Below are 22192 nucleotides of genomic sequence, written 5' to 3'. Positions count from 1 at the left end.
TTTAACTTCGGTGAAAGCGCAGACTTTTCCGAATCACCCGATCGATCATTCGCGTCGACATAAATTTCAGCAAATTCGCCTGCAACTTAATTCGCTTCCCGACCAGATAATTAACCTTGGGTATATGGCTTTCAATAGCATGCATGATCGCCACTGTTGCGACACTGACTGGAACAGCTTCCTGAGCCGCCTCCAGCACACCTTCGCGAATTAATGACATCATACCGCCATACACGCTTTGCAATTCCCGGGGACAGGTTTCCATCATTTGATCTGTTTTGTCGATGGACTTCGACCAGATCTCGGTCCGAATGGGACCGGCCTCAATCAGGGAAACCTTCACACCTAAAGAGCTCACTTCGCGCCGTAATGAATCAGTGAATGCCTTCACAGCAAACTTTGAAGTTGTATAAGGTCCCATGAACGGCGCGGCCACCCGTCCGCTGATAGAACCCATGTTGACGATACGACCTTTGGTTTCCCGGATGAGCGGCAGGAAGGTTTTTGTCATCTCCACCATGCCAAACAGATTCACTTCAAATATTCTGCGCCATTCCTCTGTATCCAACCCCTCAATCGGTCCACCACTGGCGATGCCCGCATTATTAACCAATACCAGTGGCCACTTTGGATTCATTTCGGTGCGAACTGTTCTTAAAGCTTTTTCGATGTCGTGCTTATTGGTGACGTCCATTTTTATCACACGCAGACGTTCATTATAGTCGATCAGCAGTCGATCCAACGACTCGGGTTTGCGAACACAAGCCCAGACGATATAACCTTTTTCACAAAGTGTGCGTGTCAGGTCAAAACCTATACCTGTGGATGCTCCGGTGACGATAACTTGCTTCAAGACTCTCCCCTTGGTGTGAATCCATGCTTCCTATTTACATCAGACCTTTTTTAAACAGATCCTCCAACCAGGAATCCGTGATTGAAAGATGTCCTTTTCCAAGATCCATCTGCATCTTCGCCCGATAGTTCGCATCAAATCCAATTGCTTTTTCGTCAATACCTGCATCTTGCAGGAATTTCTGCATTTCTTGAACTTGCTCTTCAACATTGAGTTTTTGATTACTTAGCAAACTGCCTTGAATCTGCTCACAAAATGAAAGAGTCGAACTGTCAGAAGCCAACTGAGGCTTCAGGGCAACGGCTTTACTTAGCATATGCAAGTTGTAGGATTTTTGAATAACTTGATTTGCTTCCTCTGAGTGATTCTGGAAGTAGTTGGCGGCACGATACAACTGTCTATACAGCTCCGCTTTTTGCACTAAACTATCGTCCCCGTTGGAGTCCTTGACCATTTGAACCACATCACTGATTCCTGGGACACGAAGTGCCCAGCGCATAATGGGAGCAACGGATTCCAAAACCGGGTCTTTTTGTGAGCTGACAATATTATCCATAAATTTCACAGCTGTGCGATCTGTGTTCTTTGGAAAAAATCCGCTTTCTCCAGCTTTCGACAGCTCTTGGCAGGCGCTCGCCAAGGGAACCTCTGGATTGGCAAAATCATTGAAGACCACATCCATGTTCATCTTGCTTTTCCCGGCAGTCTGAGAAGGAGCTGCATCACCACTTGGCGCAATTTCTTGCTTGGTTTGCACATCATCCACTTCAGAAACATGAGGTGAATTTTCAGAATTTGGTGAACTGCCATCATTCTTACGTTCAATTTTTGAAATCGAAGAATGAACTGCCTCTTTCATTTTCGAAGGACCTGGCAGCATGGATAACAACCACACTCCAAGAATTCCAAAAACCACAACTACAGAGCCCGCACCAATCGCTAATACTTTAAGAAGTTTTTTACTATTCATGCCTCAACTAGAACACAATGAATGTGGGTGAGCAAATAAGAGGCAATGATACACATAGCCATACGAAAATAACATAAATGAATCATTGACCCTGAGTACATATGCGCCTACAACTGTCTTCTCAGACATTCACTTGTCACTGTCGCGGGGTGGAGCAGTCTGGTAGCTCGTCGGGCTCATAACCCGAAGGCCGTAGGTTCAAATCCTGCCCCCGCAACCAATAAAAGCCTCAAGGTAAACCTTGGGGCTTTTTCCATTTTAGGGGTCCTTTTTTAAAGAAGACCCCTGCTAACTATTCGCAAACCATATCCTGTGACATATAAGCATTGCCCTCACCGCACATCGCTTTTCGGAAAAGATCACGCACTGGTGGAGCGAATGAAAGTTGATGCACTGTCATTTCACCAGAACCCACTTTGGCCAACTGAGCCAGCATGTCAGCCTGCTTGAAGTGACTGAACTTTTCGATAAACTTTCTATCAATCTCTTTCAAATTCAAAACCACACTGGTGAAAGGGATTTTGATGGCTTTGTATTCAGAATCATAGTCCCCATCAAACGGTTTCAACTCCTGCGCCAGCTCTCGCTCATTCAGTACGGTCTTTGCCGTTAATACACTCGTCAACTTAAGCTCGCTGCGGAAATTGCGATCGTAGAGTTTGATTTTTCCCGGAAGAAGGTCATGAAAACCTCTGATTGCGGCTTGTTCCAAATTGGTAGGAAGCTCTTTGAGCGCAGTTTCAGGAAATTTCTCCTGCAACGCTCTTTCATAAAATTCACGGATCATCTCATGGAAAACCTGGACTGTTTGTCTTCTGGCCTGAAGAGGGGTGGCCCCTTGCTTCATAAGTGCTGTGTAGGTATTCACAAGCTTCATAGCCACAGTGTATACCGCTGCATTTTCAGAATTCTTAGGATTCCCACCCAAATACCATCTGCGACCATTTTCGTATTCAAAAATGGTACTCAAATCAAGACGGCCATTTTCCAAGTTCACTTCTTTCTTGTGATCCCATGAGAAAACATCGTGAGACATCAAACCGATTACACCCACATCCTGCACATTATAGGAAGCCATTCCTTGAGTGCAAAACAGAGCTGTTAGGGAAAATAAAATTACAGATTTTGCGATACGCATGCAAGCCTCCATCGAGAGGCGAATTCATGTCACAGAGGTCACAAATTGACAAACAGTTGCTTACTTCTTGTCATTCAGCTTTCAGCTAGCAAGATGGTGATTTCTGTTTACAGCACAATCCTATGGCTGCTAGCCTTTTAAGCATGAAAACACTTTTACTTATTTCATTGATGACTCCAACATTCGCTTCAGCATCCTTAATGCACTGTGAATATTCGTTCTTCGGCGCCCCGGCCGGCACCGTGCGAATTGAAGTGGCCGACGATGGTACACCTGCTGAAACAGCGACAATCACCATGTTTCACACACCCACGCAAAGTGCTCCAGTGACACCTCTTGATAAAAATCCAGGGGAAATGTTCAACGTCGTCTTATTCAAAGACAACCCACAGAACGAAATCTTTATGATTGTGAATACGCCCTCTGCTGAAGGAAGTATAAAGTCAAAACTTATAAATCCTAAGATGTCTGGCATCTCCAAAGAGATTCCCGGCGCGTGCAAACTGCAGTAATGGGTTTTTTCGTTTTCACGCTGACATTGCTGATTTCAAGCTGGGCCATGGCGGCCCCCTCTTCATTCACTTTTCCTCAAGGAAAAGTTGAACTCCTGTCAAGCCGCCCCAGCTGGAATACAGAGGAAGATGTAGCGCTAGGACTCCACTTCAACATCAAAGACGACTGGCACATTTACTGGAAAAACTCCGGTGACTCCGGCGCCGCCCCCAAGTGGAAGTGGAACATCACCAACGGAAGTATCAAAGAAGAACTCTGGCCAGTTCCTCAAAGATACCCCCTTGAGGGAATGATCAATTTTGGATATAGCAAGGAAACGCTGTACAAGTTCCTGCTCTCCGCAGAGGCACCTCAACAAATCAATGCTCAGGTTAAACTTGAATTTTTAATCTGCAAAATTGAATGCATTCCATATTTTACAGATCTGGAACTGAACTTGCCACACCAAGCCACGACGACCAAGGAATCGCCATTATTCACAAAGTTTCTTTATCCGGAAAAAGTACCGACAGGCACCAAATGGGACATCCTAAGTCAGCAGTCTGATGATTTACAGACGCAGCTTTATCTTTCCAACGACTTAAGTGCCAATATCAAAACCATGGAAGTCTTTCCCCTCGACGGAGAAAACTTCAAAACCCAGAGCCCGCACATGGAAATGACCGACTCTGGATACAGATTCACTCACGCACTTCAGGACACCTCGAAAACGGATTTCAGCGGATCGCCATTTTTGGTATCCATCGCCACAACCTCAGGGGACCGCGTTGCATTTGAGATTGCTTTATCACCCTCACCAAGTCCTGCACTTGCAAAAATACTTTTCTGGGCATTATTAGGCGGTCTAATTTTAAACATCATGCCCTGTGTATTCCCCGTCCTCTCAATTAAAGTTCTAAGCTTTCTGGGACCTGAAAAGAGTCGCCATCAATTGCGCATCTCCGGATGGTTTTATAGCGCAGGGGTTATCGCTTCCTTCATTTTTCTGGGCGGCGTACTTTTGTTTCTGCGCTCCAGCGGTGAACAACTGGGATGGGGCTTTCAACTGCAGTCTCCGGCCATTGCCGCAGGCATTGCCACTTTGTTTTTTTGGTTGGGATTCAATTTCCTGGGCACTTTTGAAATCGGACAGTCATTGACCTATCTGGGATCCCGCAAAACCAAGAACACTCACTGGGGATCCTTCCTGACTGGAGTGCTTGCAACTGTGGTTGCCACCCCTTGCACTGCTCCCTTCATGGGTGCGGCGATTGGCGCTTCGTTGACATTGCCACCACTGCACACACTGGCGGTCTTTGCCGGATTGGGTTTGGGAATGGCCCTGCCATTTTTAGCTTTGGCCTACTTCCCGCAAGCACTGCGCATTTTACCCAAGCCCGGCGCCTGGATGGAAAAATTCAAGGAGTTTCTGGCCTTCCCCCTTTTCGCCACAGTCATTTGGCTTTTGTGGGTGCTTGCCCAGCAAATCGAAATGACCGGCGTCCTGTTTGTTTTGATTTTATTTCTGTGTATTGGGCTATGGATCTGGTGCTCAAGACAAATCAGAAATGAAAGATTGAAACAAATCATTCTGGCAATTGGATTTGTATTGTCCTTGGCGGCTCTTTATTTTCTACCGGAGTCTTCTTCTACTAAGAGCACTACGACAGCCACGCCTTCAGATTCGTGGAATACCTTCAACGAAACCAGCATTAACTCGGAACTTAAATCCGGCAATGCCATTTTTATCGACTTTACAGCCGCGTGGTGCATCACCTGTCAGGTGAATAAAAAACTGGTCTTAAACACAACTGATATTCAAAATCTTTTCAGTGATAACAAAGTCAAACTCTACAAGGCCGACTGGACAGACCGAGATCCCGAGATAACCAAGGCCCTTGCACGCTTTGGTAGAAATTCATTGCCACTTTATGTCTATTATTCGAAAGGCAGCAAAGAGCCTCAGATTCTACCGGAAATACTAACCAAGTCACTTATTCAAAACCTCTTCACCAATCAGGAGAAATCACCATGAAAAAGACGTTACTTGTTCTTGCGACAACTTTAATTTCAAGCTTCGCTTTCGCCGATGCAAAAATTGGCTCTCCAGCGCCTGAGTTTTCCGTAACCGATGCGCAAGGGAAACCACAAAACCTTAAGGACTATAAAGGCAAATACGTGATCCTTGAGTGGTACAACAAAGATTGCCCCTATGTTCGTAAACACTACGACAGTGGCAACATGCAAAAGATCCAAAGCGAACTAACTGGCAAAGGTGCTGTTTGGTTAACGGTTGTTTCCTCCGCAAAAGGCAAACAAGGTTATATGACGCCCGGAGAAACCATCACCAACGGAACAAAGGAAGGCTCCAAAGCTTCCGCGATCTTAATTGATGAAAGTGGAACCATGGGAAAAGCCTACGGAGCGAAAACCACTCCGCACATGTACCTGATTGATCCTCAAGGCACACTTCGTTATGCAGGAGCCATTGATAGCGATGATTCCTCTGACAAGAAAACCATCGCCACCGCTCAAAATTATATTCTAGCGGCAACGAACAGTGCAATGAAGGGCGAAAAAATCGCCAAGGAAACCAGCAAGCCTTATGGCTGCAGCGTAAAATACTAGTATCACCAAACTCCTCTGACATTTTTGGCAGAGGAGTTACTTTTCGTTAACTGAAATCAAAACATAGGAGCTGTGATTCAAACCAGCCAACTCAAGCGTTGATAGACTTTGAATCATTATACAATCTCCGGCATGCACCAGATGTTCATGCACCTGAAGCCTGCCCCTGAGGCAAAATATAAAATGTCTTCCACCTTCAAAGTTCAGCGTCGATATCTCGTGCAGGTTTAATACTTTCATCTCGGCCTGAATGCGATCTCTTCGATAAATGATTCCTAAGTCAACTACGGGCCCTTCAATAAGCTTCGCGTGAATGACTTCTTCACCCGAAAATTCCAGGACATCCAGCGGGTGTAAATCTTTGCCCTTCAAGGTCAAACCCGTGCCTTGAGTGATAACGAGCTTTCGATCACAACCAGGAAAGTTTGAGAACGGATCATCTCCGTTTACTTGAGCTGAACTGATTCGCCAAAAAAAATCATCCGGAAACGTGGCCCCTTCGGGACCGATGGCTATTTGCGCAGTCAGCCCCTTGCCATTCTTCCACGGCATCGTTTTATATGATGATTGTTTCAATAAAGTGATCATGGAGATTGAGTCTATTCTAGAGACTCGCCTGGCGCAAAGAATATGGATGAAACAATGACGTCCCCATTTCACTGCAAAAACCATCAAAGTTTCTCGGCGCCACCCCGCGAACTTCGTGATTGCACGGATGAATCCACGCGGTCATTCCCTCCCGGGCAGCTCTGTGAGTACTTAGAAATGCCTCAGCCATCCAAACACTATGTCCATCGCGCAACAGGCCATGCTTCGCAGCCTCTTCAGTCACTGGCACGTAGCGGACCTGATAACCTGCGACTTTCGATACTTTCCCTAATATCTCCTCAAGGCTCAATGCCTCAGGACCCGTCAGATTGATCACCCGATTTTCGTAAAGCCAGGGATTCTCAACCACTTTCAGAGCTACATCCACGACATCGCGCACGTCCACGTAGGAACTTTTCGACTCCCCCTCAGGTAAAAACAAAGCTCCTTGACGAATGGAGTCAGCATGCCTTGAAACAAAGCTCTGCATAAAATGGTTGGGACGAATAACTGCCAATGGCAATCGACTGTCCCGCACCATCTCCTCAATCTGGCCATACATACGATGAAGAAGAAACTGGGAATCAGCGTCGGCTCCCAGAATTGAATTAAAAACCACAAACCGCACCGCAGAGTTCTTTGCGGCGATGATCGCATTTTGAGCATAAACCAGCATGGACTCAGAGATCGGCAGATTCAGAAAAAGGATATCAGTCTCCTTCATGACCTCTTCGACCAGACTGCGCACTCCCAGATCGACCTGCCTATGCCGTACTTCAGGATCAAAAACAGAAGCGTCATGACTTGCAGCAACAAATCGAGCCTGCCTGCCATCAAGTCGCCTCACCAACTCCCGCCCCATTTTACCTGTAGCCCCGGTGATTAAAATTCGCTCTTTCATAGATCACCAGTATCTGACTTTGGCTCTGCCTTTTACAGGTGTATATTAACAAAGGTACGCTTGACTCCCCTCTGGTTTCTCGATTTAGTTGTGTGGTGAAATTTTTTGCCGAGAACCTGACGGTTTTTAAAAGAGTCGCCTTTCCATTGTTTGTCCTTTTGGTGTTGTCCAGCAACATCGATCAATTCCTCAATCAACAGGTTGAAACAGCTTTAAGAAACCCGCTTGGAGCCACGCCTCAAGTCTACTGGTTTGGGTTTCTATCAATTATCAGCAGCATCCTGTTCCCGATACTTTTAATCACAACGGCTTTGTACTCCATGCGGTACAAACAGGTGGCTACCAGCCTGTCTGATTTTTACGCCAGATACATCAATCAAGTATTTATTGAGACTCTTCGAACCTGGGGCAAAACTCTTTTGTGGGGATTGCTATTTATCCTGCCAGGAATTTGGAAGTTTCTAGAGTACAGCATGGTGCCATTCGTGGTGACCGGATCCCAACGCTACGACGAAGGAAAAATCGATGCCCTTCAAGCATCGGCCCGTGTTTTTCGTAAACACTGGTTCAAAATAACAGGAATTCTGATTCTATTTCACCTGTTTATCCCCTTGATACTGACCAGTCTCTTTGACTCCTACCGTTTGCTCTGGAAAACACCAGTGCCAAGCCTGGTATTGAACTTACTGGATACATATTTACTGATTATTTCAACACAGCTTTTGTTTAATGTTTTTCAAGACGAGGTAAAAAGACATGAATCTCATGTTTAATTGGAAAGAAGTAAAACACCGCGGAAAAGGTCTGACTTTTGATGACGTACTTATTATTCCGGCGCGTTCGGATGTTCGCTCTCGTCGCGATCCAAATTTGACGACGAAAGTAACACGCAACTTTTCCATGGAAACGCCTATTATCAGCGCCAACATGGACATGGTGACCGAATTCGACATGGCACTAGCCATGCACAACCTTGGTGGCATGGGAATTCTTCACCGCTTTATCACCACAGAAGAACAGGCCTCCCAAGCACGCCGCTTAAAAGAAGCCGGTGTAAAACTTATCTCTGCCAGTGTTGGCGTTGGTGAGGAATTTAAATCCCGCTCTAAAGCCCTGGTGGATGCCGGAGTTAATATCATCACGATCGATATTGCTCACGGCCACTCTGTGCAAATGATGGAAACCATGAAGTGGTTAAAAGATCAGTATCCGAATGTGGATTTGATTGCCGGAAATATGGCAACTCCAGATGCCGCTCGCGATTTGATCGAAGCCGGCGCTGACGCCATCAAAGTGGGAATCGGTCCAGGCTCCATGTGCACAACTCGTATCATCACCGGGTGTGGCGTGCCGCAACTTACAGCCATTGCTCTTTGTTCGGAAATTGCGGAAGCTCACGGTGTGCCGGTCATTGCCGACGGCGGCATTCGCACTTCAGGCGATATGGTAAAAGCCTTCGCTGCTGGTGCCAGCACAGTTATGCTTGGTAGCATGCTCTCGGGCACAATTGAAACTCCGGGGGAAATCAAAAACGGCAAGAAACAATATCGCGGTATGGCTTCACGCTCTGCTCAAGATTCTTGGCGCGGCGGTGTTCCTGAGGGAATGGCTCCAGAAGGCGAATCCACCCAGGTGAATGTCAAAGGACACGTGAAAGACGTCATTCACGAAGTCACTGGTGGCATCCGCTCCGGCATGAGCTACATTAATGCAACCAGCATTGCAGAGATAAAAGACAAAGCCCACTTTATGGAAATGTCTTCTAGTGGTATCTCTGAGTCTCGCGCACACGGAGTAAAGTAAATGGATTCCAGACCCATAGGGGTATTTGATTCAGGCATCGGTGGCTTAACGGTTCTCAAAGAACTTGCCATGCAGTTTCCCCATGAGAGTTTTCTCTACCTGGGCGATACGGCACGCCTTCCCTATGGTTCAAAATCCGCGCACACAATCCGCAAGTACTCTGAGCAAAACATCCAGTTCCTAAAAAAACAGGATGTTAAAGCCATCGTCATCGCCTGCAATACCGCTTCCACACAGGTTCCCGAACCGGAACTTGAAGGACTTCCAATTTACAATGTCATTGGACCCGGAGCTCAACGCGCTCTGGAGGTCAGTCAAAGTAAGCGCATCGGTGTCTTGGGTACTCGGGCGACGATCAACAGCAAAGCATACTCCCATAAAATTATGGATCTGGAGCCGACAGCGACAGTAATCGACCAGGCCTGCCCTTTGTTTGTTCCACTGGCGGAAGAAGGTTGGGATTCCGACCCCGTGACTAATTTGATTGTATTTCGCTATCTCAGTCAGATTCTGCAACACTCAATAGATACGTTGATATTGGGCTGCACTCATTATCCACTTTTGAAAAACTCCATCGCGCGGGTTACGGGCTCATCGATCGAATTGGTGGATTCTGGCGAAGCTATCGCCAGATGGCTTGAAAGAGATTTTAGTAAAAATAGACTTGGTCGCAACGGCAATAACAATCATCAAAAGATTGATATAATGACGACGGACTCTTCAGCGCATTTCACAGAAGTAGCCCTGAAGATTCTAAAACCACTCAAGGCTGATGAATTCAAAGTTGTGGATTTAGTCTAGATACAAACTTCCAACGGCAGCTCTTGCAAGTTATACGTGCTTGCCATTGAGTAACCATACGCACCAGTATCAAGGACCACCAGAAAATCCCCTTCGCGAACCACGGCCATTTGATAGTCTTTCAAAAAGAAATCTGATGATTCACAGATGGGGCCTACCACATCACAAGTGATTTTATTCTGACCCTCCTTAAGAGGTAAAATACGATGTTCGGCTTCATACAATGAAGGACGAATAAGATGATTCATTCCTGAATCCACAATCACGAATGTTTTTACAGAGGTTTTCTTAATATACTGCACTTGAGTCAACAAGACTCCGGCATGAGCCACCAGCCAACGACCCGGCTCAGATTGCAACTCACAATTCAGCTCACCCAAGATCCCCTTGGTAATCCCGGCATATTCATTCAAGAGTCGAGACTCAAGCTCGAGATCCAGTTTTTCATAAACCACTCCCAAACCTCCGCCAAAATCAAATCTCTTCAATGTCGGAAACTCTTTTTTTAATTTGATAAATTCATTTTTAAGTTTGATCAAAGCCTCTTGGTAGCCGGAGAATTCCAACATCTGCGACCCCAGATGCAGACTCACTCCCACCAATTCCAATGAATCACCATGTCTTTTCAAACAGGATGACAAATCCGGCAACAAGGATAATTCCATACCAAATTTATTATCCCGCAATCCCGTTGCGATATAGGGATGCGTTTGAATGCTGACGTCCGGATTCAAACGCAATGCCACAGAGGCTTTTTTACCCAGGGCCTTGGCAATTTCACCGATACGCTCTAGCTCTGGCAGACTCTCAACATTGATCTGGAAAATACCCAACTTCAATGCCTCTGTGATTTCATGACGTGTTTTTCCCACGCCGGAATACACGATATCCTCAGGCAAGAATCCACTTTCAAGTGCTCTTTTGATTTCTCCCAAGGAAACAACGTCCGCACCAGCCCCTGCCATCTTCAGGCACTGCAGGACCTGGGGGTTTGGATTGGCTTTCACTGCAAAGTATAAACGCACCCCATCAAGAGCTTTCGCCATCTGCTTGAAGCGGGAGCGGATAAATTCGAGGTCGTAGACATAGATGGGACGAATGTAATTCGCGCATAGAGACATTAAGTTCTTTTTATCCGGCCCAAAATGAAGCTCATTATTGATGTATTCCACAAAAACCTCGTGCTAATATCATTGCCGAACAAAGGACGTTTGTCATGAAAACTTCTATTTTTACTTCCACCTCCAAAGGCATGCCGGTACTCGCATATGAATTCGGCAACGACTCCCAGCCGGAAATTTTAATCCTGGGCGGTGTTCATGGTGATGAAATCGAGGGTGTGATCTGCGCACAGGAACTCCTGAAGCATTTCATGAAGTCTTACACTCATAAATTCAAACTAACTCTGGTCCCCCAATTCAATTTGGAAGGAGTGATCTACAAAACACGTGGCAATGGCAACGGTGTGGATCTGAATCGCAATCTGCCAACCAAAGATTGGTCTCCAGAAATTAAAACTCCGCGCTACCATCCGGGACCCAAAGCCGGCAGCGAATCTGAAAACCATGGTTTGATCAAGTACCTGGATGAGAAAAAACCAAAGTTGGTTCTTTCACTGCACTCGTGGCAGCCTGTACTTAACGTGAATGGTGATTGCTATGAATTTGCCAACGTCCTGGCAAAGCACACCGGTTATAAAATCGATGATGACATCGGATACCCAACGCCTGGTTGCCTGGGGACCTATGCCGGCCTGGAAAGACCGTGCCCGACTTTAACTTATGAAATCGAACGTGGACAGTCTGCTGAAGACATCATTAAGATTCACGTTCCCGCTATTCTTGACGCTCTAAAGGTTTACGACAAGTAAGGAGACATTCATGCAACAATCTGTTGAACTGCTTTATTCTGATATCCAAAATGGCAAACGAGTTGATCAACTAATGACGAATGATCTTAAAACCATCTTCGAGGTCATCGAAGGATTGGATGCCGGTCGCCTGCGAGTGGCGGAAAAGAAAGACGGAAAATGGTTGGTCAACGAGTGGGTAAAAAAAGCAATCCTCCTCTATTTCCGCGTGCAACAGATGACAGTCATGCAATCGGGTGACTTCACATACTTTGACAAAATCCCGGTAAAAAAATGGTCTGAAGAGGATGGCGTGCGCGTGGTTCCTCATGCCTTGGCTCGCAAAGGCTCCTTTATTGAAAAAGGTGCGATCCTGATGCCTTCTTACGTTAACATCGGTGCTTATGTGGGTTCCGGCACGATGGTGGACACCTGGGCAACCGTTGGTTCCTGTGCCCAGATCGGAAAGAATGTTCATCTGTCTGGCGGCGTGGGAATTGGAGGCGTACTCGAACCGGTCCAGGCTTCTCCGGTTATTATTGAAGACAACGCATTCGTTGGAAGTCGTTGCATCGTCGTTGAAGGTGCGATCATCGAAGAAGGTGCGGTCCTTGGGGCTGGCGTAACAATTACTGCATCCACGAAAATCATCGACGTGACCGGAAGCAAACCCGTTGAAATGAAGGGCCGAGTCCCGGCAAATTCAGTTGTCATCCCAGGAACTCAGATGAAGAACTTCCCGGCTGGAGAATTTGGCGTGCCGTGCGCACTGATTATCGGTCAACGCAAAGCAAGCACTGACCTTAAAACTTCTCTGACAGATGCGCTTCGCGATTTCCAAGTGAGCGTTTAAATCTCAAAGTCCTTTAGCATTAAAAAGCCCCTCTGAAATCCAGTGGGGCTTTTTTTTATTTCATTCTTAACGCCTCAGAAGGCTGAACCTCGGTAGCAGTTCTGGATGGAATATAAGAACCTAAAAAGGCTATCAACGAACTCACGATCAACACTCCGAACACAAGCCACCAATCCACAAGGCTTGGTATAGTCGTGTCGTAAAAAGTATGCGACGACCACATGTTAATGGGGTTGCTTTGAATATACAGACTTACCCCCGTACCGATCACCGTTCCCACCAGGACACCAGAACCAGCCAACAGAAAACCAATTTGCGTGAAAATCTTAACAGTCCGCTGACCCGATAATCCAATGGTTCGAAGAACTGCAATATCCCGTCTTTTCTGGGACAGCAACAAAGCCAACACAGTTAAAATGGAACTTGCTGCGATCATTCCGGCAAGACCCAAAAAAACTCCAATGGTCAATTTTTCCAGTTTCAAAGCGTAAAACAAAGCTGAATTGCGATCCATCCAGGTCTCCACCTGAACATCGGTGAACTTCATCAGATCATCCCGAACATTTGCAACGCGACTCTCATCTGCGAGCCACATCTCAATTCCTACTTTTTTTAGATCTCCGCTATCCAGAGCCCGTAGTGCTTTTCCCCGCTGATAATACAGATACTGCGAATCCACATCAGCCAAGGCCGTGGTAACCACTCTTTTTACACGCACCCGCTCAAACTTCGGAGTTTGCCCCGGCGGCAGCAAAAGACCAGTCGGAGAAACCACTGTGATGAAATCACCATCGAATACGCCCAGCGATTGCGCCAAGTCCACACCCAGAACAACTTCTCCTTCGTCAGGCACATCCTGGGGATCCCATACATACGAGGGCGGTCCGCCGACAGCATTTTGCGGCTTATCTGCATCCAATTTCGCCAGTTGGGAAATAAAATACTCCAGACTGTTTCGCGTCACCCCACGGGCAAAGGCGCCCCGGAATTGACCATCCTGACTGCGCAAAATCACGTCCTGAGTTTCATAAACATAAGCCTGCGTCGTCGGATCTTCCTTGATACGCGAATAGACCGGATGAGTTTCCAGTCCCATCGCATTTTGCACACCAGGCACTGTGACGTAAAGATGAGGCTCAAGCCCCAGAATTCTTTTGCGAATACTGGCATTCATCCCATTCATCACAAATAGGACCACCAGAAAGGCGGTGACACTGATGGTGATCCCGCCAATGGATAGAAAAGCAATTCGGCGAATCAGCGCACCAGCACGTTTTGAGAAGATAAAATGACGAAAGAGATGTCCAACTAACATCTCTTTATCTTATTGTTTCAATTGTGGGATTCAAGCCTTTTATAGGCTATTTCAGGGGCTATTTTTTCTCACTCGCCGGCACGCGCTGCAGAGCTTCCTCTTTACGAACTTCACGTACATTGCTCTCCATAAAGAAACTCTTTTGCATCGCCTTTAGCGTCACAACAGTTTCGTTTAAGACTTCAAGCATCCGACGCGAGGCTTGTGGAATCTCAGGTCCCAGCTCCTTCGCCGCAGGCCCTACCGCCTGGGTGACAACCGCTAGATTTTGCATCATAACCGCCAAATCTTTAGCAAGTTCTGGATTCTGTTTGTTCAGCTCCGGCAAAATACGGTTGATCTCGGAAGTTGTGATCGCCAGATTGCGCATTGTCGTTTCCAAGGAATCATTGGCTGTGGCCTGCTTGGAAAGTTTAATCACCTCATGGGACATCACTGTCATGTTTTTCATCAATGGATCCATACGGTCGATCACACGAACAAAACTGGCAGCACGGTCTTTATCCGCAAAAGCCTCAACCAGCATTTGCAAATTCTCCAGCAGACCACCCACGCGGGACATTGTCATACTGATATTACGACTGCTTAGCATGGACACGATATCCATGGATTCATTCGACTGAATAAAACTATTGGAGGCTAAAATCGGAGCTTTTTCCGTGCCCACCGTCACTTCAAGAATTTTTTCCCCGATAATAAACGGACGATTCAGCTGAACGGTACTGTCCTGACGGATTCTTTCCTGGAATTTACTCAGCACATAGAAAGTCACTTCAATCTTGTTATCCGCTCTTAGCTCAACATTCTCAATCGCACCGGCACGAAGACCCGCCATATGCACAGTCGTCCCCTGATGCAACCCATCGGCATTTTCGAATGTCGTCGTGTAGTAGGTTTTGGAATCAAACCACCCCTGCTTCACGGCAATACTCACCGCCGTCCCCAGTACTCCCAGGATTGCAACGCCGACAAAAAGTCCCGCAACTCGTTCAAATTTATTGAACTTCACTTTCATCATAGGTGTACAACTCTCTTCTCTGGATCCACCGGCTGGAAGTAAAGCTGGCCATCATCCAAATGAACGATTTGATAGTTAAATAGATTCATGAATTTTTCATCATAGGAACTGATGAATACGTGATTCAGGCAGCCCTCTTTACGCAGCTGATGAATATAATCCACCAAAGTATAAACACTGTCCTGACCCAATCCCACACTTGGATCATCCAAGAGCAGAATCTGCGGTTTCATAACCATTGCACGCAAAAGACAAGTCAACTTACGCAGACGGCCTGGAACATGTGCCGGTCTTTCGTGCGCAAATTTAGTGACATCAAAAATTTTGAAAATTTCATCCACACGGGCTTTGGCGTCCTCGGGACTTAAAATCTTGTGATAAAGAAGCGGCAGCATCATATTATCGAACAACGACTGATTGTTAATCAAACCGCCATAGTCAAATGAGTATCCAATTTGCAAACGGTAAGGCAAAAACTCTTCAAAGGACATATCACAGACGTTCTGACCATTGATCAAAAACTGTCCGGACTGAGGCATCTGCAACCCTGCCAGAATCTGCAACAAGGAGCTTTTTCCGGCCCCTTCCTCTGCTTTAACCCAAAGGATTTCATTCATGGGAAAATCGAATTCAACATTGGCAATAACAGGATCCTGCCCTTCATGCGAAAAAGAAACGCCTTCAAACTTCAGATTTTCGATCTTCATTATAAAACCCCCAGATTGCGCAACTGATTTAAATAAAACAAAGCTGTTACAATTAAATTAAATACGATGACGAAAATGATACTGTTCACCACGGCCTGCGTGGTGACTTGTGGCACTTCCGTCGGGCTCTTTTTCACGGATAGCCCCTGATAGCAGGACACCACGAAAATAATCATTCCACTGAAACTGTTTTTCAAAAGAAAGATCCAGAAATCATCAAAGGAAAATGCCGTCATCAGCGATTCCGCATAGAAAGCAAAGGGCATATCCTGGATGAACTTGGTCACAAAGAACCCGCCGATCAACGCCACAAAATTAAAGTAAAACGCCAGGCAAAGCATGCTGATCACGCCACCCAAAACCCGCGGAAACACGATGTAACTCAAGGGATTGATTCCCATGACTTCCAAGGCTTCGATCTCCCGGTTTGCGCGCATGTTTCCAATCTCAGAAGCCACCGCTGTACCAGATCTTGCAGTCACAACCAGCGCCACCAAAAGGGGGCCGGCTTCGCGCAGAATCATCACAATCAAAAAGGGCCCCACCATTTGAGTTCCACCGAACTTCGTCAGGTTGGATAAAGATTGCAGCACCAGGACACTGCCCGAGGCCAAGGCAAGCACACTCACCAACGGCAACGCCTGCCAACCCGTGAAATATATCTGCGCGGAAATAACTCGAATGATCTGGCGCATCCCCTGCGTTTGATCAAGAACGGTTGCACGAAGGGAAAGATATACCATCAGGAGGACACGCCACGTGTACTCCGCATTCTTTGTCACAAATCTCCCGAGGGAGTCGATTTGTAAGAATAAAGAATTCATTTAATTTCCCCAGTTTCCTAGGGACTTTATCGGTGTAAATCGTACTTTCGTTTACAAACCAAGGTCTGGTTTTAATAGGCCCACAAGGAATAAAAGAACGACTTTAAGGCTTCAAACCCTGTTTCCGGGACAGAAGACTCGTATCGCCCTCCCACTATGGGATGCTTTTGAATGTATATATTCTCCGGAAAGGCCGCCCGGAAGGTTTTGTAGGATCGGTACATGTGCAATCGGGAAGTGACAAGAAGTATGTCTCGGCACTTCAATGCTTCTACAATCGGTAAACTTTGCTGAGCATTTCCGAATGTGGTTTCAGATCGTCGATCCAAAACCACATCGTTCTCATTAAGACTTCCATAAAATGGCCACACCGGCATAATCTCACGCATTCGCGCATTGGAGAAAACTCCGGATATCACCAGCTTCTTGACGTTTTGATTCGCCAGAAGATCAAACCCTTCTCGCACGCGTCCCGCGCCCCCGGTCAAGACCACAGCACAATCTGCATTCTGTGATCGTGTCCAGGAAATCATCGGCTCATTCTCGATCTGACGGTACTCCCTGACAAAGCGCTGAATAATCAGCGCCCCAAGGATCACCACGATCCAGAAAATTCGTGTGCGCAGCAGAGCCTTAACGGTGGGCAAGAACTTCGATCTCCACGTTCACACCTTTTGGCAATGCTGCAACAGCGACAGTAGAACGCGCTGGAGGAGCTGCCGAGAAAGCTTTGGCGTAGATTTCGTTCACAGTCGCAAAATCAGCCATGTTCGTCAGGAAGATTGTTGTTTTAACCACGTTTGAAAAGTTCATGTTGTTGGCGCCAAGAACCGCTTCAACATTTTTCATGACCATTTCAGTTTGAGTCTTGATATCGCCAGTGAAAACTTCGTTTGTTTTTGGATCAATTGAAATCTGACCGGAACAAAACAAAAAATCACCCATAGCTACAGCTTGAGAATAAGGTCCAACCGCTTTAGGTGCATTGTCTGTGTGAATAACTTTTTTCATAAATAAATCCTTTGTGAATTAGAAGTAAAAAATAATACCAGCGCGAAACGGGCTGTCCGCAATTGTTCTGAAACGGACGTTATCCGCAGAAATAACACCCACGCCGCCTTCAAAAGTGAAGCCCAGGGATTCCAAACCCGAAAAGAAGAATTCACCACCAAAGACCGCATCCAACTCAAAGCCGGATTGCTTTTCTCTAGTACCCGCATCGTTCAGCTCTTCCCAATTCACCAACCCCAGGGTTCCGCCCATGTAGAAGTTCATGTTTTGTTCTTTAAAAACTATACGGCGAACACCAGCGATGGCCGCAAATTTGGATTTATCCTTTTGCGTATCAATTCCCAATCCACCGGTGACTTGAATTTCAGAAGAAGGATTATAAACCACTGCCAGTTCCGGCAAATCCAAAGTTGCATGAGATTTCACCCCCACACCCAGGCGATTCGTAAGGTCTTTGGCCTCAGCCACGTTCAAACCAGCAAAAACCGCAAACACCAATGCTAAAACTTTAAGCATCCCAATGACTCCTTATTAAGGACTCTATTAAATGCAAAAGATGAAGAGGGCGCAAAAGGAATCTGACTCTTACAAGAGGTGTCAAACCTACAAAAGACTCTCTGAAATCTGATCAAGGAAGTCGGTCGTGAAGTTTCCAGGTTTCGCTTTCGTCTCCTCCCAAATTTTCTCCCGAAGATAACGAAATCCGATTGATTTTTCATGCATCGTCGTGCGACTGCCGATATCGATCATTTCACTGAAGCGGATAAGCGAAGCCTCCACGGGAACCATGTCAAATGGCGTCTGACTTGGGAAACCTTTTTCATCCGCTCTCTCATGGACGCAGACCATAATCGCTTTAACCTGCTCGCTCACCGGTATCTTCTTAAAAAGACATCGATTCAAAGACATCATTGGATGCTTGCGATACTCTTCCGTCTGCTTCGGATCCAGAAAGGACTCGCCCCTTTTCAAATAAATTTGATAGGTTTCATCAGGAATATCAAAAAGACCGACATCACAAAGCAGGCCTGCAAGGAAGGCATCCACCGGGTTGCCAACACCGGACCTCTGGGAAATGTAGGCCGCATAGGCAGCAACCCATGGACTTCTCCACACGTTGAAAAGATCATTGTCCATCGCCTCAAGCAAAGACTCCCAAAGATCCTCTTCGGTCTTCATAGTTTCCACAAAGGACTTCGCCGCCAGCTCCATTCTCTCATAAATTGAACGAATTTCGTCATCCGAAGCCGTTTTGAATTCAAACAGCGTGAGCTCACTCAGATCCGTCCAAAGAGAGGCAATTGCCATAAAATGCGCACGTACCCGCTTCTTCAAAGACATCCCCGATCGATCAAAATAAGTACCGATGTACTCCAGATAAGATGCGGCCTCCGGTGATTGAATCAAAAAACCACCTCTTGTCAGCATCTTTTGATACTTTGAATCTGACAGAACCACACCCCGGAATGCGACCCCCATTATTCTTTGATTGATCGGCATTCGAATAAAAACTGTAAATGGCAATGTGGTCATTGAAAAAAGATCTGTGGGCAGAATATCAAAAAACTGCGCTCTGCATTTCAACAACAACATGTATTCAAATTTGAAGTTTTGAAAGAAATCAAATGGAGTGATCAAAATCACCCGCGAAAATTTCGGTCCGGAAAATTTATTCTTATCCGGAGCCTCGTGGGTCAAAGTAAATACTGTCGAAAGTGGAAACCTTTCCAGCAACCCGAGTATTCGCTCTGAAAACGCCCCAATATGCTCTGACGCCTCTTGAGCCACAACAATAACAATGGCTCGCTGAATTTCAAAGGGACGGCTCTTAACATCATCCATGGCCAAAACATGGCGAAATGTGAATCCATGCGTGGAAATCAGACTGCGGACACGCGACACAACATCCTCTCGCTGACTTAACAGCAAAATCTCCAGCTTTTGTCGAAAAAAAATGGACGGACGTTTTTCAGCCATAAACAGAAATAGGATACGTCATCCCCCTACTTGCTACCAGAAAATCTTAGTTCCTGTTTGACAATCTAGATCAGCCCCAGAATTCTAATACCATGAAAACAATGATCATTTCTTTAGTATCTATTTTGATGTCCATTTCCGCAAACGCTGCACTTCTTAAAACAGAAGTCGGTTCAAACAAAATGGAGAAAGTGGCACTCTCGACTGCGGCGACCACGACGGTTGACGGAGAAGAGGTCAAACTCAGCGAAGTCGGGGCTGGCCTGCGAGCGAAAAAAGTCGTTTTCGTTAATGTGAAAGTCTATATTGGCGAACTTTTTGTCGCTGACATCGCGAAATTCAAGAAAGCAGAACCACTTTCCTCAGTGAAAGACCAAAAGGCAATTGCGATCCAGCTCCACTTTCTTAGAGATGTTGACGCCGAAAACGTACAAAAGTCATTTAAGGAAGCTCTGACGGCCAACTCCGTCGACCTTTCAGACGCTTCAATCAAACAATTCCTTGATGCAGTCTCACAGGGTGGAGAAGCAAAGAGCGGCAAAGCTATCACAATATTGGGAACTCGCCTGAAGGACGGAAACGAAAAGATTTCCTATGAAACAACATCGGGCCCCACAACTGAAATTAAGGGCAGCGCCGGATTCATTGAAAAAATCTTTTCGATCTGGCTTGGCAATCCATCGGATGATGGTGTTGCTCAGTTAAAAAAGTCCATCTTGAAGTAATCAGTCCAAATCCAAAAGCCGGTAGCCAACGCCGGCTTCTGTTTCAATGATTTCAGGATTGGTCTCGTTGATCTTGAACTTCTTTCCGGGATTTTCGCCGTCGTGATCGCGATCTTTCCAGGAGAGTTTTTCGCATACTCTTTCCAATTCATTTCTTCAATTTCCCGAATCCCTGAAAATTTATAGATCGCAACTTCCACAGGACGCAGAATCCTCGTCATAAAATTTCTCTGACCACTGAATACTTTGAACATATCCGCAGTCTCAAACCTGGACCGCCAGAGGGAATTCTTATGTTTCAAGCGTGGGATGTATGTTGGCAAATACAAACGAAGTCCATTTAGGAGACATGAACCATCAGTGAAAATAGCAAAAGCACGTTGCTCTTAATTTTGAGGAGGATGTCCGGATGAAAATCTTTTGCTTTGCCCCGGTATTAAGAAAGGGTTCATTTAATAAAAAACTGATCCGCATTGCCAAGGCTTATGCAGAAGAGTTTCCAGACGCGAAAGTCGAATTGTGTGAGTTCAATGAATTTCCCATGCCCGTCTACGACGGTGACTTGGAAACTGAGCAAGGAATCCCAGAGGGCGTCACCAAGCTGGCTGAAAAGATCAACTCCGCTGACGCCATCATCATTTCTTCGCCGGAATACAATGGTGGCATGCCGGGACCTTTTAAAAACGCCGTAGACTGGCTATCACGCCTTAAACCAGTTCCCCTGCATGATAAACAGATCCTGCTAATTGGTGCGTCTATAAGCCAATTTGCAGCAATTAAGGGTAACTTCCACAGTCGCGTGCCATTTCATGTGCTGAATGCCTTCGTTTATCCCGACTATTTCGGTGTGGCATTCTCTGAAACAGCCTTTGACGAAAAGGATCAATTGAAAGATGCCAAACAAAGTGAGCGCCTCAAAAAACTAGTCACAAGTTTTCTGCAATACGCCTCCCGCACCGAAACTCCATTCGATCGCCTGGGAGAGTTTTTTGAGGAACAAAAACACAGCCACGACGAAAAGCATCCGCATTGAAATTCGAACGTTAGGGAATTTGAAAAATACGCTTCTATTGTGCTGCCTGCGAACTTGCACCGCGCATTTAGCAAAAAAAAGACCGAAGGTTCACTTCGGTCTTTTAGTTCTCTTGTTTTGCTTTTTCTTATTTAGTTAATTCAACCAGAGTTTCTGTTCATCGATGCGGATCTCGCTCGCAGCTCTACAGCTGGAGTGATTACGATTTTCTCTGGAACCGACTTCAATTCTTTTACTTCCGTCTCAGCAGCGACTTGCTCCACCGCTTTTTCGCCGGAAAAATTCAACATCACAACACCCAGCACAATTAATGATGTAGCCAAAACTTTCTGCATAGGAAGTGGCTCATTAAAAATAACCAGGCCCAACACAGCCATGATGGCAGTACCGACACCCGCCCAGATGGCGTAAACCACACTGACTGGCAGAGTTTTAAGTGCAAACGTAATACAGAAAAAAGAAATAGCAAAACATAGAACCATTAATACAGAAGGAATCAGCCGCGTGAAACCATCTGCGTATTTCATTCCAATAGTACCCAAGATCTCGAAAATAATTGCCGCCGCAAGATATGCATAAGGCATAAAACACCGTTTAGGATGACCTTTCTTGTCGTTTATTCAGTTTTTAATTCCCTTGCCCAGATGACTCTCTGGGAGATCTTTTTTGAATCCGTGCGGAAAAAAGACTTAAAAAGCGAACAGGA

The 22192-nt window shown here is 46.0% G+C and carries 26 protein-coding genes and 1 tRNA gene; 11 read left to right on the top strand and 16 right to left on the bottom strand.

Going from position 1 to position 22192, the window contains the following annotated elements:
- Position 1: 1 nt before the first annotated feature.
- Together ACLVWR_RS15105 and ACLVWR_RS15100 are read right to left on the bottom strand one after the other, a co-directional pair.
- Entirely contained in the window at positions 2-853 is an 852-nt protein-coding gene (locus ACLVWR_RS15105) for an SDR family oxidoreductase (RefSeq protein WP_413581449.1), read from the bottom strand.
- A 34-nt stretch (positions 854-887) separates the two neighbouring features.
- Positions 888-1823 (bottom strand): hypothetical protein, encoded by a 936-nt coding sequence (locus tag ACLVWR_RS15100; RefSeq protein ID WP_413581448.1) that lies wholly within the window; start codon positions 1821-1823, stop codon positions 888-890.
- A 143-nt stretch (positions 1824-1966) separates the two neighbouring features.
- On the opposite strand from ACLVWR_RS15100, the gene ACLVWR_RS15095 reads away from it, so the two are divergent.
- A tRNA-Met gene (locus ACLVWR_RS15095) sits at positions 1967-2043 on the top strand.
- Between the two features lie 72 nt (positions 2044-2115).
- Here the strand turns inward: ACLVWR_RS15095 and ACLVWR_RS15090 are convergent.
- Positions 2116-2961: a hypothetical protein gene (locus ACLVWR_RS15090; RefSeq protein ID WP_413581447.1), complete on the bottom strand. Its 846-nt coding sequence runs from the start codon at positions 2959-2961 to the stop codon at positions 2116-2118.
- A 122-nt stretch (positions 2962-3083) separates the two neighbouring features.
- On the opposite strand from ACLVWR_RS15090, the gene ACLVWR_RS15085 reads away from it, so the two are divergent.
- From ACLVWR_RS15085 to ACLVWR_RS15075, 3 genes are read left to right on the top strand one after another with little or no spacing between them, the layout of a single operon-like run.
- Positions 3084-3473, top strand: a complete 390-nt coding sequence (locus tag ACLVWR_RS15085) for a hypothetical protein (RefSeq protein WP_413581446.1) — start codon at positions 3084-3086, stop codon at positions 3471-3473.
- The gene (locus ACLVWR_RS15080) at positions 3458-5488 is read left to right on the top strand and encodes a protein-disulfide reductase DsbD family protein (protein WP_413581445.1); all 2031 of its coding nucleotides are present in this window, start codon (positions 3458-3460) and stop codon (positions 5486-5488) included. The genes ACLVWR_RS15085 and ACLVWR_RS15080 overlap by 16 nt, the downstream gene beginning before the upstream one ends.
- Entirely contained in the window at positions 5485-6081 is a 597-nt protein-coding gene (locus tag ACLVWR_RS15075) for a redoxin domain-containing protein (RefSeq protein WP_413581444.1), read from the top strand. The genes ACLVWR_RS15080 and ACLVWR_RS15075 overlap by 4 nt, the downstream gene beginning before the upstream one ends.
- Before the next feature lie 36 nt (positions 6082-6117).
- Here ACLVWR_RS15075 and ACLVWR_RS15070 read toward each other — a convergent pair whose 3' ends face one another.
- Both ACLVWR_RS15070 and ACLVWR_RS15065 read right to left on the bottom strand, forming a co-directional pair.
- The gene (locus ACLVWR_RS15070; protein WP_413581443.1) at positions 6118-6669 is read right to left on the bottom strand and encodes a HutD family protein; all 552 of its coding nucleotides are present in this window, start codon (positions 6667-6669) and stop codon (positions 6118-6120) included.
- Positions 6670-6685: 16 nt separating this feature from the next.
- The gene (locus ACLVWR_RS15065) at positions 6686-7570 is read right to left on the bottom strand and encodes an NmrA family NAD(P)-binding protein (RefSeq protein ID WP_413581442.1); all 885 of its coding nucleotides are present in this window, start codon (positions 7568-7570) and stop codon (positions 6686-6688) included.
- Positions 7571-7662: 92 nt separating this feature from the next.
- Between ACLVWR_RS15065 and ACLVWR_RS15060 the strand changes: the two genes are divergently transcribed.
- From ACLVWR_RS15060 to murI, 3 genes are read left to right on the top strand one after another with little or no spacing between them, the layout of a single operon-like run.
- The gene (locus ACLVWR_RS15060) at positions 7663-8343 is read left to right on the top strand and encodes a hypothetical protein (protein ID WP_413581441.1); all 681 of its coding nucleotides are present in this window, start codon (positions 7663-7665) and stop codon (positions 8341-8343) included.
- Positions 8327-9373 carry a guanosine monophosphate reductase gene (locus ACLVWR_RS15055; protein ID WP_413581440.1) on the top strand — a complete coding sequence of 349 codons (1047 nt, stop codon included), beginning with the start codon at positions 8327-8329 and terminating at the stop codon, positions 9371-9373. Before ACLVWR_RS15060 ends, ACLVWR_RS15055 begins: the two co-directional genes overlap by 17 nt.
- Positions 9374-10174 (top strand): glutamate racemase, encoded by an 801-nt coding sequence (gene murI, locus ACLVWR_RS15050; RefSeq protein WP_413581439.1) that lies wholly within the window; start codon positions 9374-9376, stop codon positions 10172-10174.
- On the opposite strand, the gene lysA is transcribed toward murI, so the two are convergent.
- Entirely contained in the window at positions 10171-11346 is a 1176-nt protein-coding gene (lysA, locus tag ACLVWR_RS15045; RefSeq protein WP_413581438.1) for a diaminopimelate decarboxylase, read from the bottom strand. The genes murI and lysA overlap by 4 nt on opposite strands.
- Before the next feature lie 44 nt (positions 11347-11390).
- Between lysA and ACLVWR_RS15040 the strand changes: the two genes are divergently transcribed.
- The gene (locus tag ACLVWR_RS15040; RefSeq protein WP_413581437.1) at positions 11391-12044 is read left to right on the top strand and encodes a M14 family zinc carboxypeptidase; all 654 of its coding nucleotides are present in this window, start codon (positions 11391-11393) and stop codon (positions 12042-12044) included.
- 10 nt (positions 12045-12054) lie between these two features.
- Entirely contained in the window at positions 12055-12876 is an 822-nt protein-coding gene (locus ACLVWR_RS15035) for a 2,3,4,5-tetrahydropyridine-2,6-dicarboxylate N-succinyltransferase (RefSeq protein WP_413581436.1), read from the top strand.
- A 55-nt stretch (positions 12877-12931) separates the two neighbouring features.
- Here ACLVWR_RS15035 and ACLVWR_RS15030 read toward each other — a convergent pair whose 3' ends face one another.
- The 8 genes from ACLVWR_RS15030 to ACLVWR_RS14995 form a co-directional block, all read right to left on the bottom strand.
- Positions 12932-14191: an FtsX-like permease family protein gene (locus ACLVWR_RS15030; protein ID WP_413581435.1), complete on the bottom strand. Its 1260-nt coding sequence runs from the start codon at positions 14189-14191 to the stop codon at positions 12932-12934.
- A 58-nt stretch (positions 14192-14249) separates the two neighbouring features.
- On the bottom strand, positions 14250-15209 hold the full coding sequence (locus tag ACLVWR_RS15025) for an MlaD family protein (RefSeq protein WP_413581434.1): 960 nt from the start codon (positions 15207-15209) through the stop codon (positions 14250-14252).
- Positions 15206-15916, bottom strand: coding sequence for a cell division ATP-binding protein FtsE (locus ACLVWR_RS15020; RefSeq protein ID WP_413581433.1), 711 nt, complete (start codon positions 15914-15916; stop codon positions 15206-15208). The genes ACLVWR_RS15025 and ACLVWR_RS15020 overlap by 4 nt, the downstream gene beginning before the upstream one ends.
- Positions 15916-16698, bottom strand: a complete 783-nt coding sequence (locus ACLVWR_RS15015; protein ID WP_413581432.1) for an ABC transporter permease — start codon at positions 16696-16698, stop codon at positions 15916-15918. Before ACLVWR_RS15015 ends, ACLVWR_RS15020 begins: the two co-directional genes overlap by 1 nt.
- A 113-nt stretch (positions 16699-16811) precedes the next feature.
- Positions 16812-17387 (bottom strand): YdcF family protein, encoded by a 576-nt coding sequence (locus ACLVWR_RS15010; RefSeq protein ID WP_340597522.1) that lies wholly within the window; start codon positions 17385-17387, stop codon positions 16812-16814.
- Positions 17374-17751: a RidA family protein gene (locus ACLVWR_RS15005; RefSeq protein ID WP_413581431.1), complete on the bottom strand. Its 378-nt coding sequence runs from the start codon at positions 17749-17751 to the stop codon at positions 17374-17376. Before ACLVWR_RS15005 ends, ACLVWR_RS15010 begins: the two co-directional genes overlap by 14 nt.
- Positions 17752-17769: 18 nt before the next feature.
- Positions 17770-18267, bottom strand: coding sequence for an organic solvent tolerance protein (locus ACLVWR_RS15000; protein ID WP_413581430.1), 498 nt, complete (start codon positions 18265-18267; stop codon positions 17770-17772).
- 87 nt (positions 18268-18354) lie between these two features.
- A complete protein-coding gene (locus tag ACLVWR_RS14995; RefSeq protein ID WP_413581429.1) occupies positions 18355-19653 on the bottom strand; it encodes an HD domain-containing phosphohydrolase in 1299 nt (432 codons plus the stop codon).
- 167 nt (positions 19654-19820) lie between these two features.
- Here ACLVWR_RS14995 and ACLVWR_RS14990 point away from each other — a divergent pair, with 167 nt between their 5' ends.
- Complete coding sequence (locus tag ACLVWR_RS14990; protein WP_413581428.1) at positions 19821-20453, top strand: chalcone isomerase family protein; 633 nt, start codon at positions 19821-19823, stop codon at positions 20451-20453.
- On the opposite strand, the gene ACLVWR_RS14985 is transcribed toward ACLVWR_RS14990, so the two are convergent.
- Positions 20454-20600, bottom strand: coding sequence for a hypothetical protein (locus ACLVWR_RS14985; RefSeq protein ID WP_413583527.1), 147 nt, complete (start codon positions 20598-20600; stop codon positions 20454-20456).
- Positions 20601-20862: 262 nt separating this feature from the next.
- Between ACLVWR_RS14985 and ACLVWR_RS14980 the strand changes: the two genes are divergently transcribed.
- Complete coding sequence (locus tag ACLVWR_RS14980) at positions 20863-21486, top strand: NADPH-dependent FMN reductase (protein WP_413581427.1); 624 nt, start codon at positions 20863-20865, stop codon at positions 21484-21486.
- A 140-nt stretch (positions 21487-21626) separates the two neighbouring features.
- On the opposite strand, the gene ACLVWR_RS14975 is transcribed toward ACLVWR_RS14980, so the two are convergent.
- Positions 21627-22070 (bottom strand): DMT family transporter, encoded by a 444-nt coding sequence (locus tag ACLVWR_RS14975; protein WP_413581426.1) that lies wholly within the window; start codon positions 22068-22070, stop codon positions 21627-21629.
- Positions 22071-22192 lie beyond the last annotated feature (122 nt).

It is taken from the genome of Bdellovibrio sp. HCB288 (genome assembly GCF_047305935.1).
Classification (GTDB): Bacteria; Bdellovibrionota; Bdellovibrionia; order Bdellovibrionales; family Bdellovibrionaceae; genus Bdellovibrio.
The sequence above is the reverse complement of the archived record's forward strand: the minus strand, read 5'-3'. Positions and strand labels throughout refer to the sequence as shown.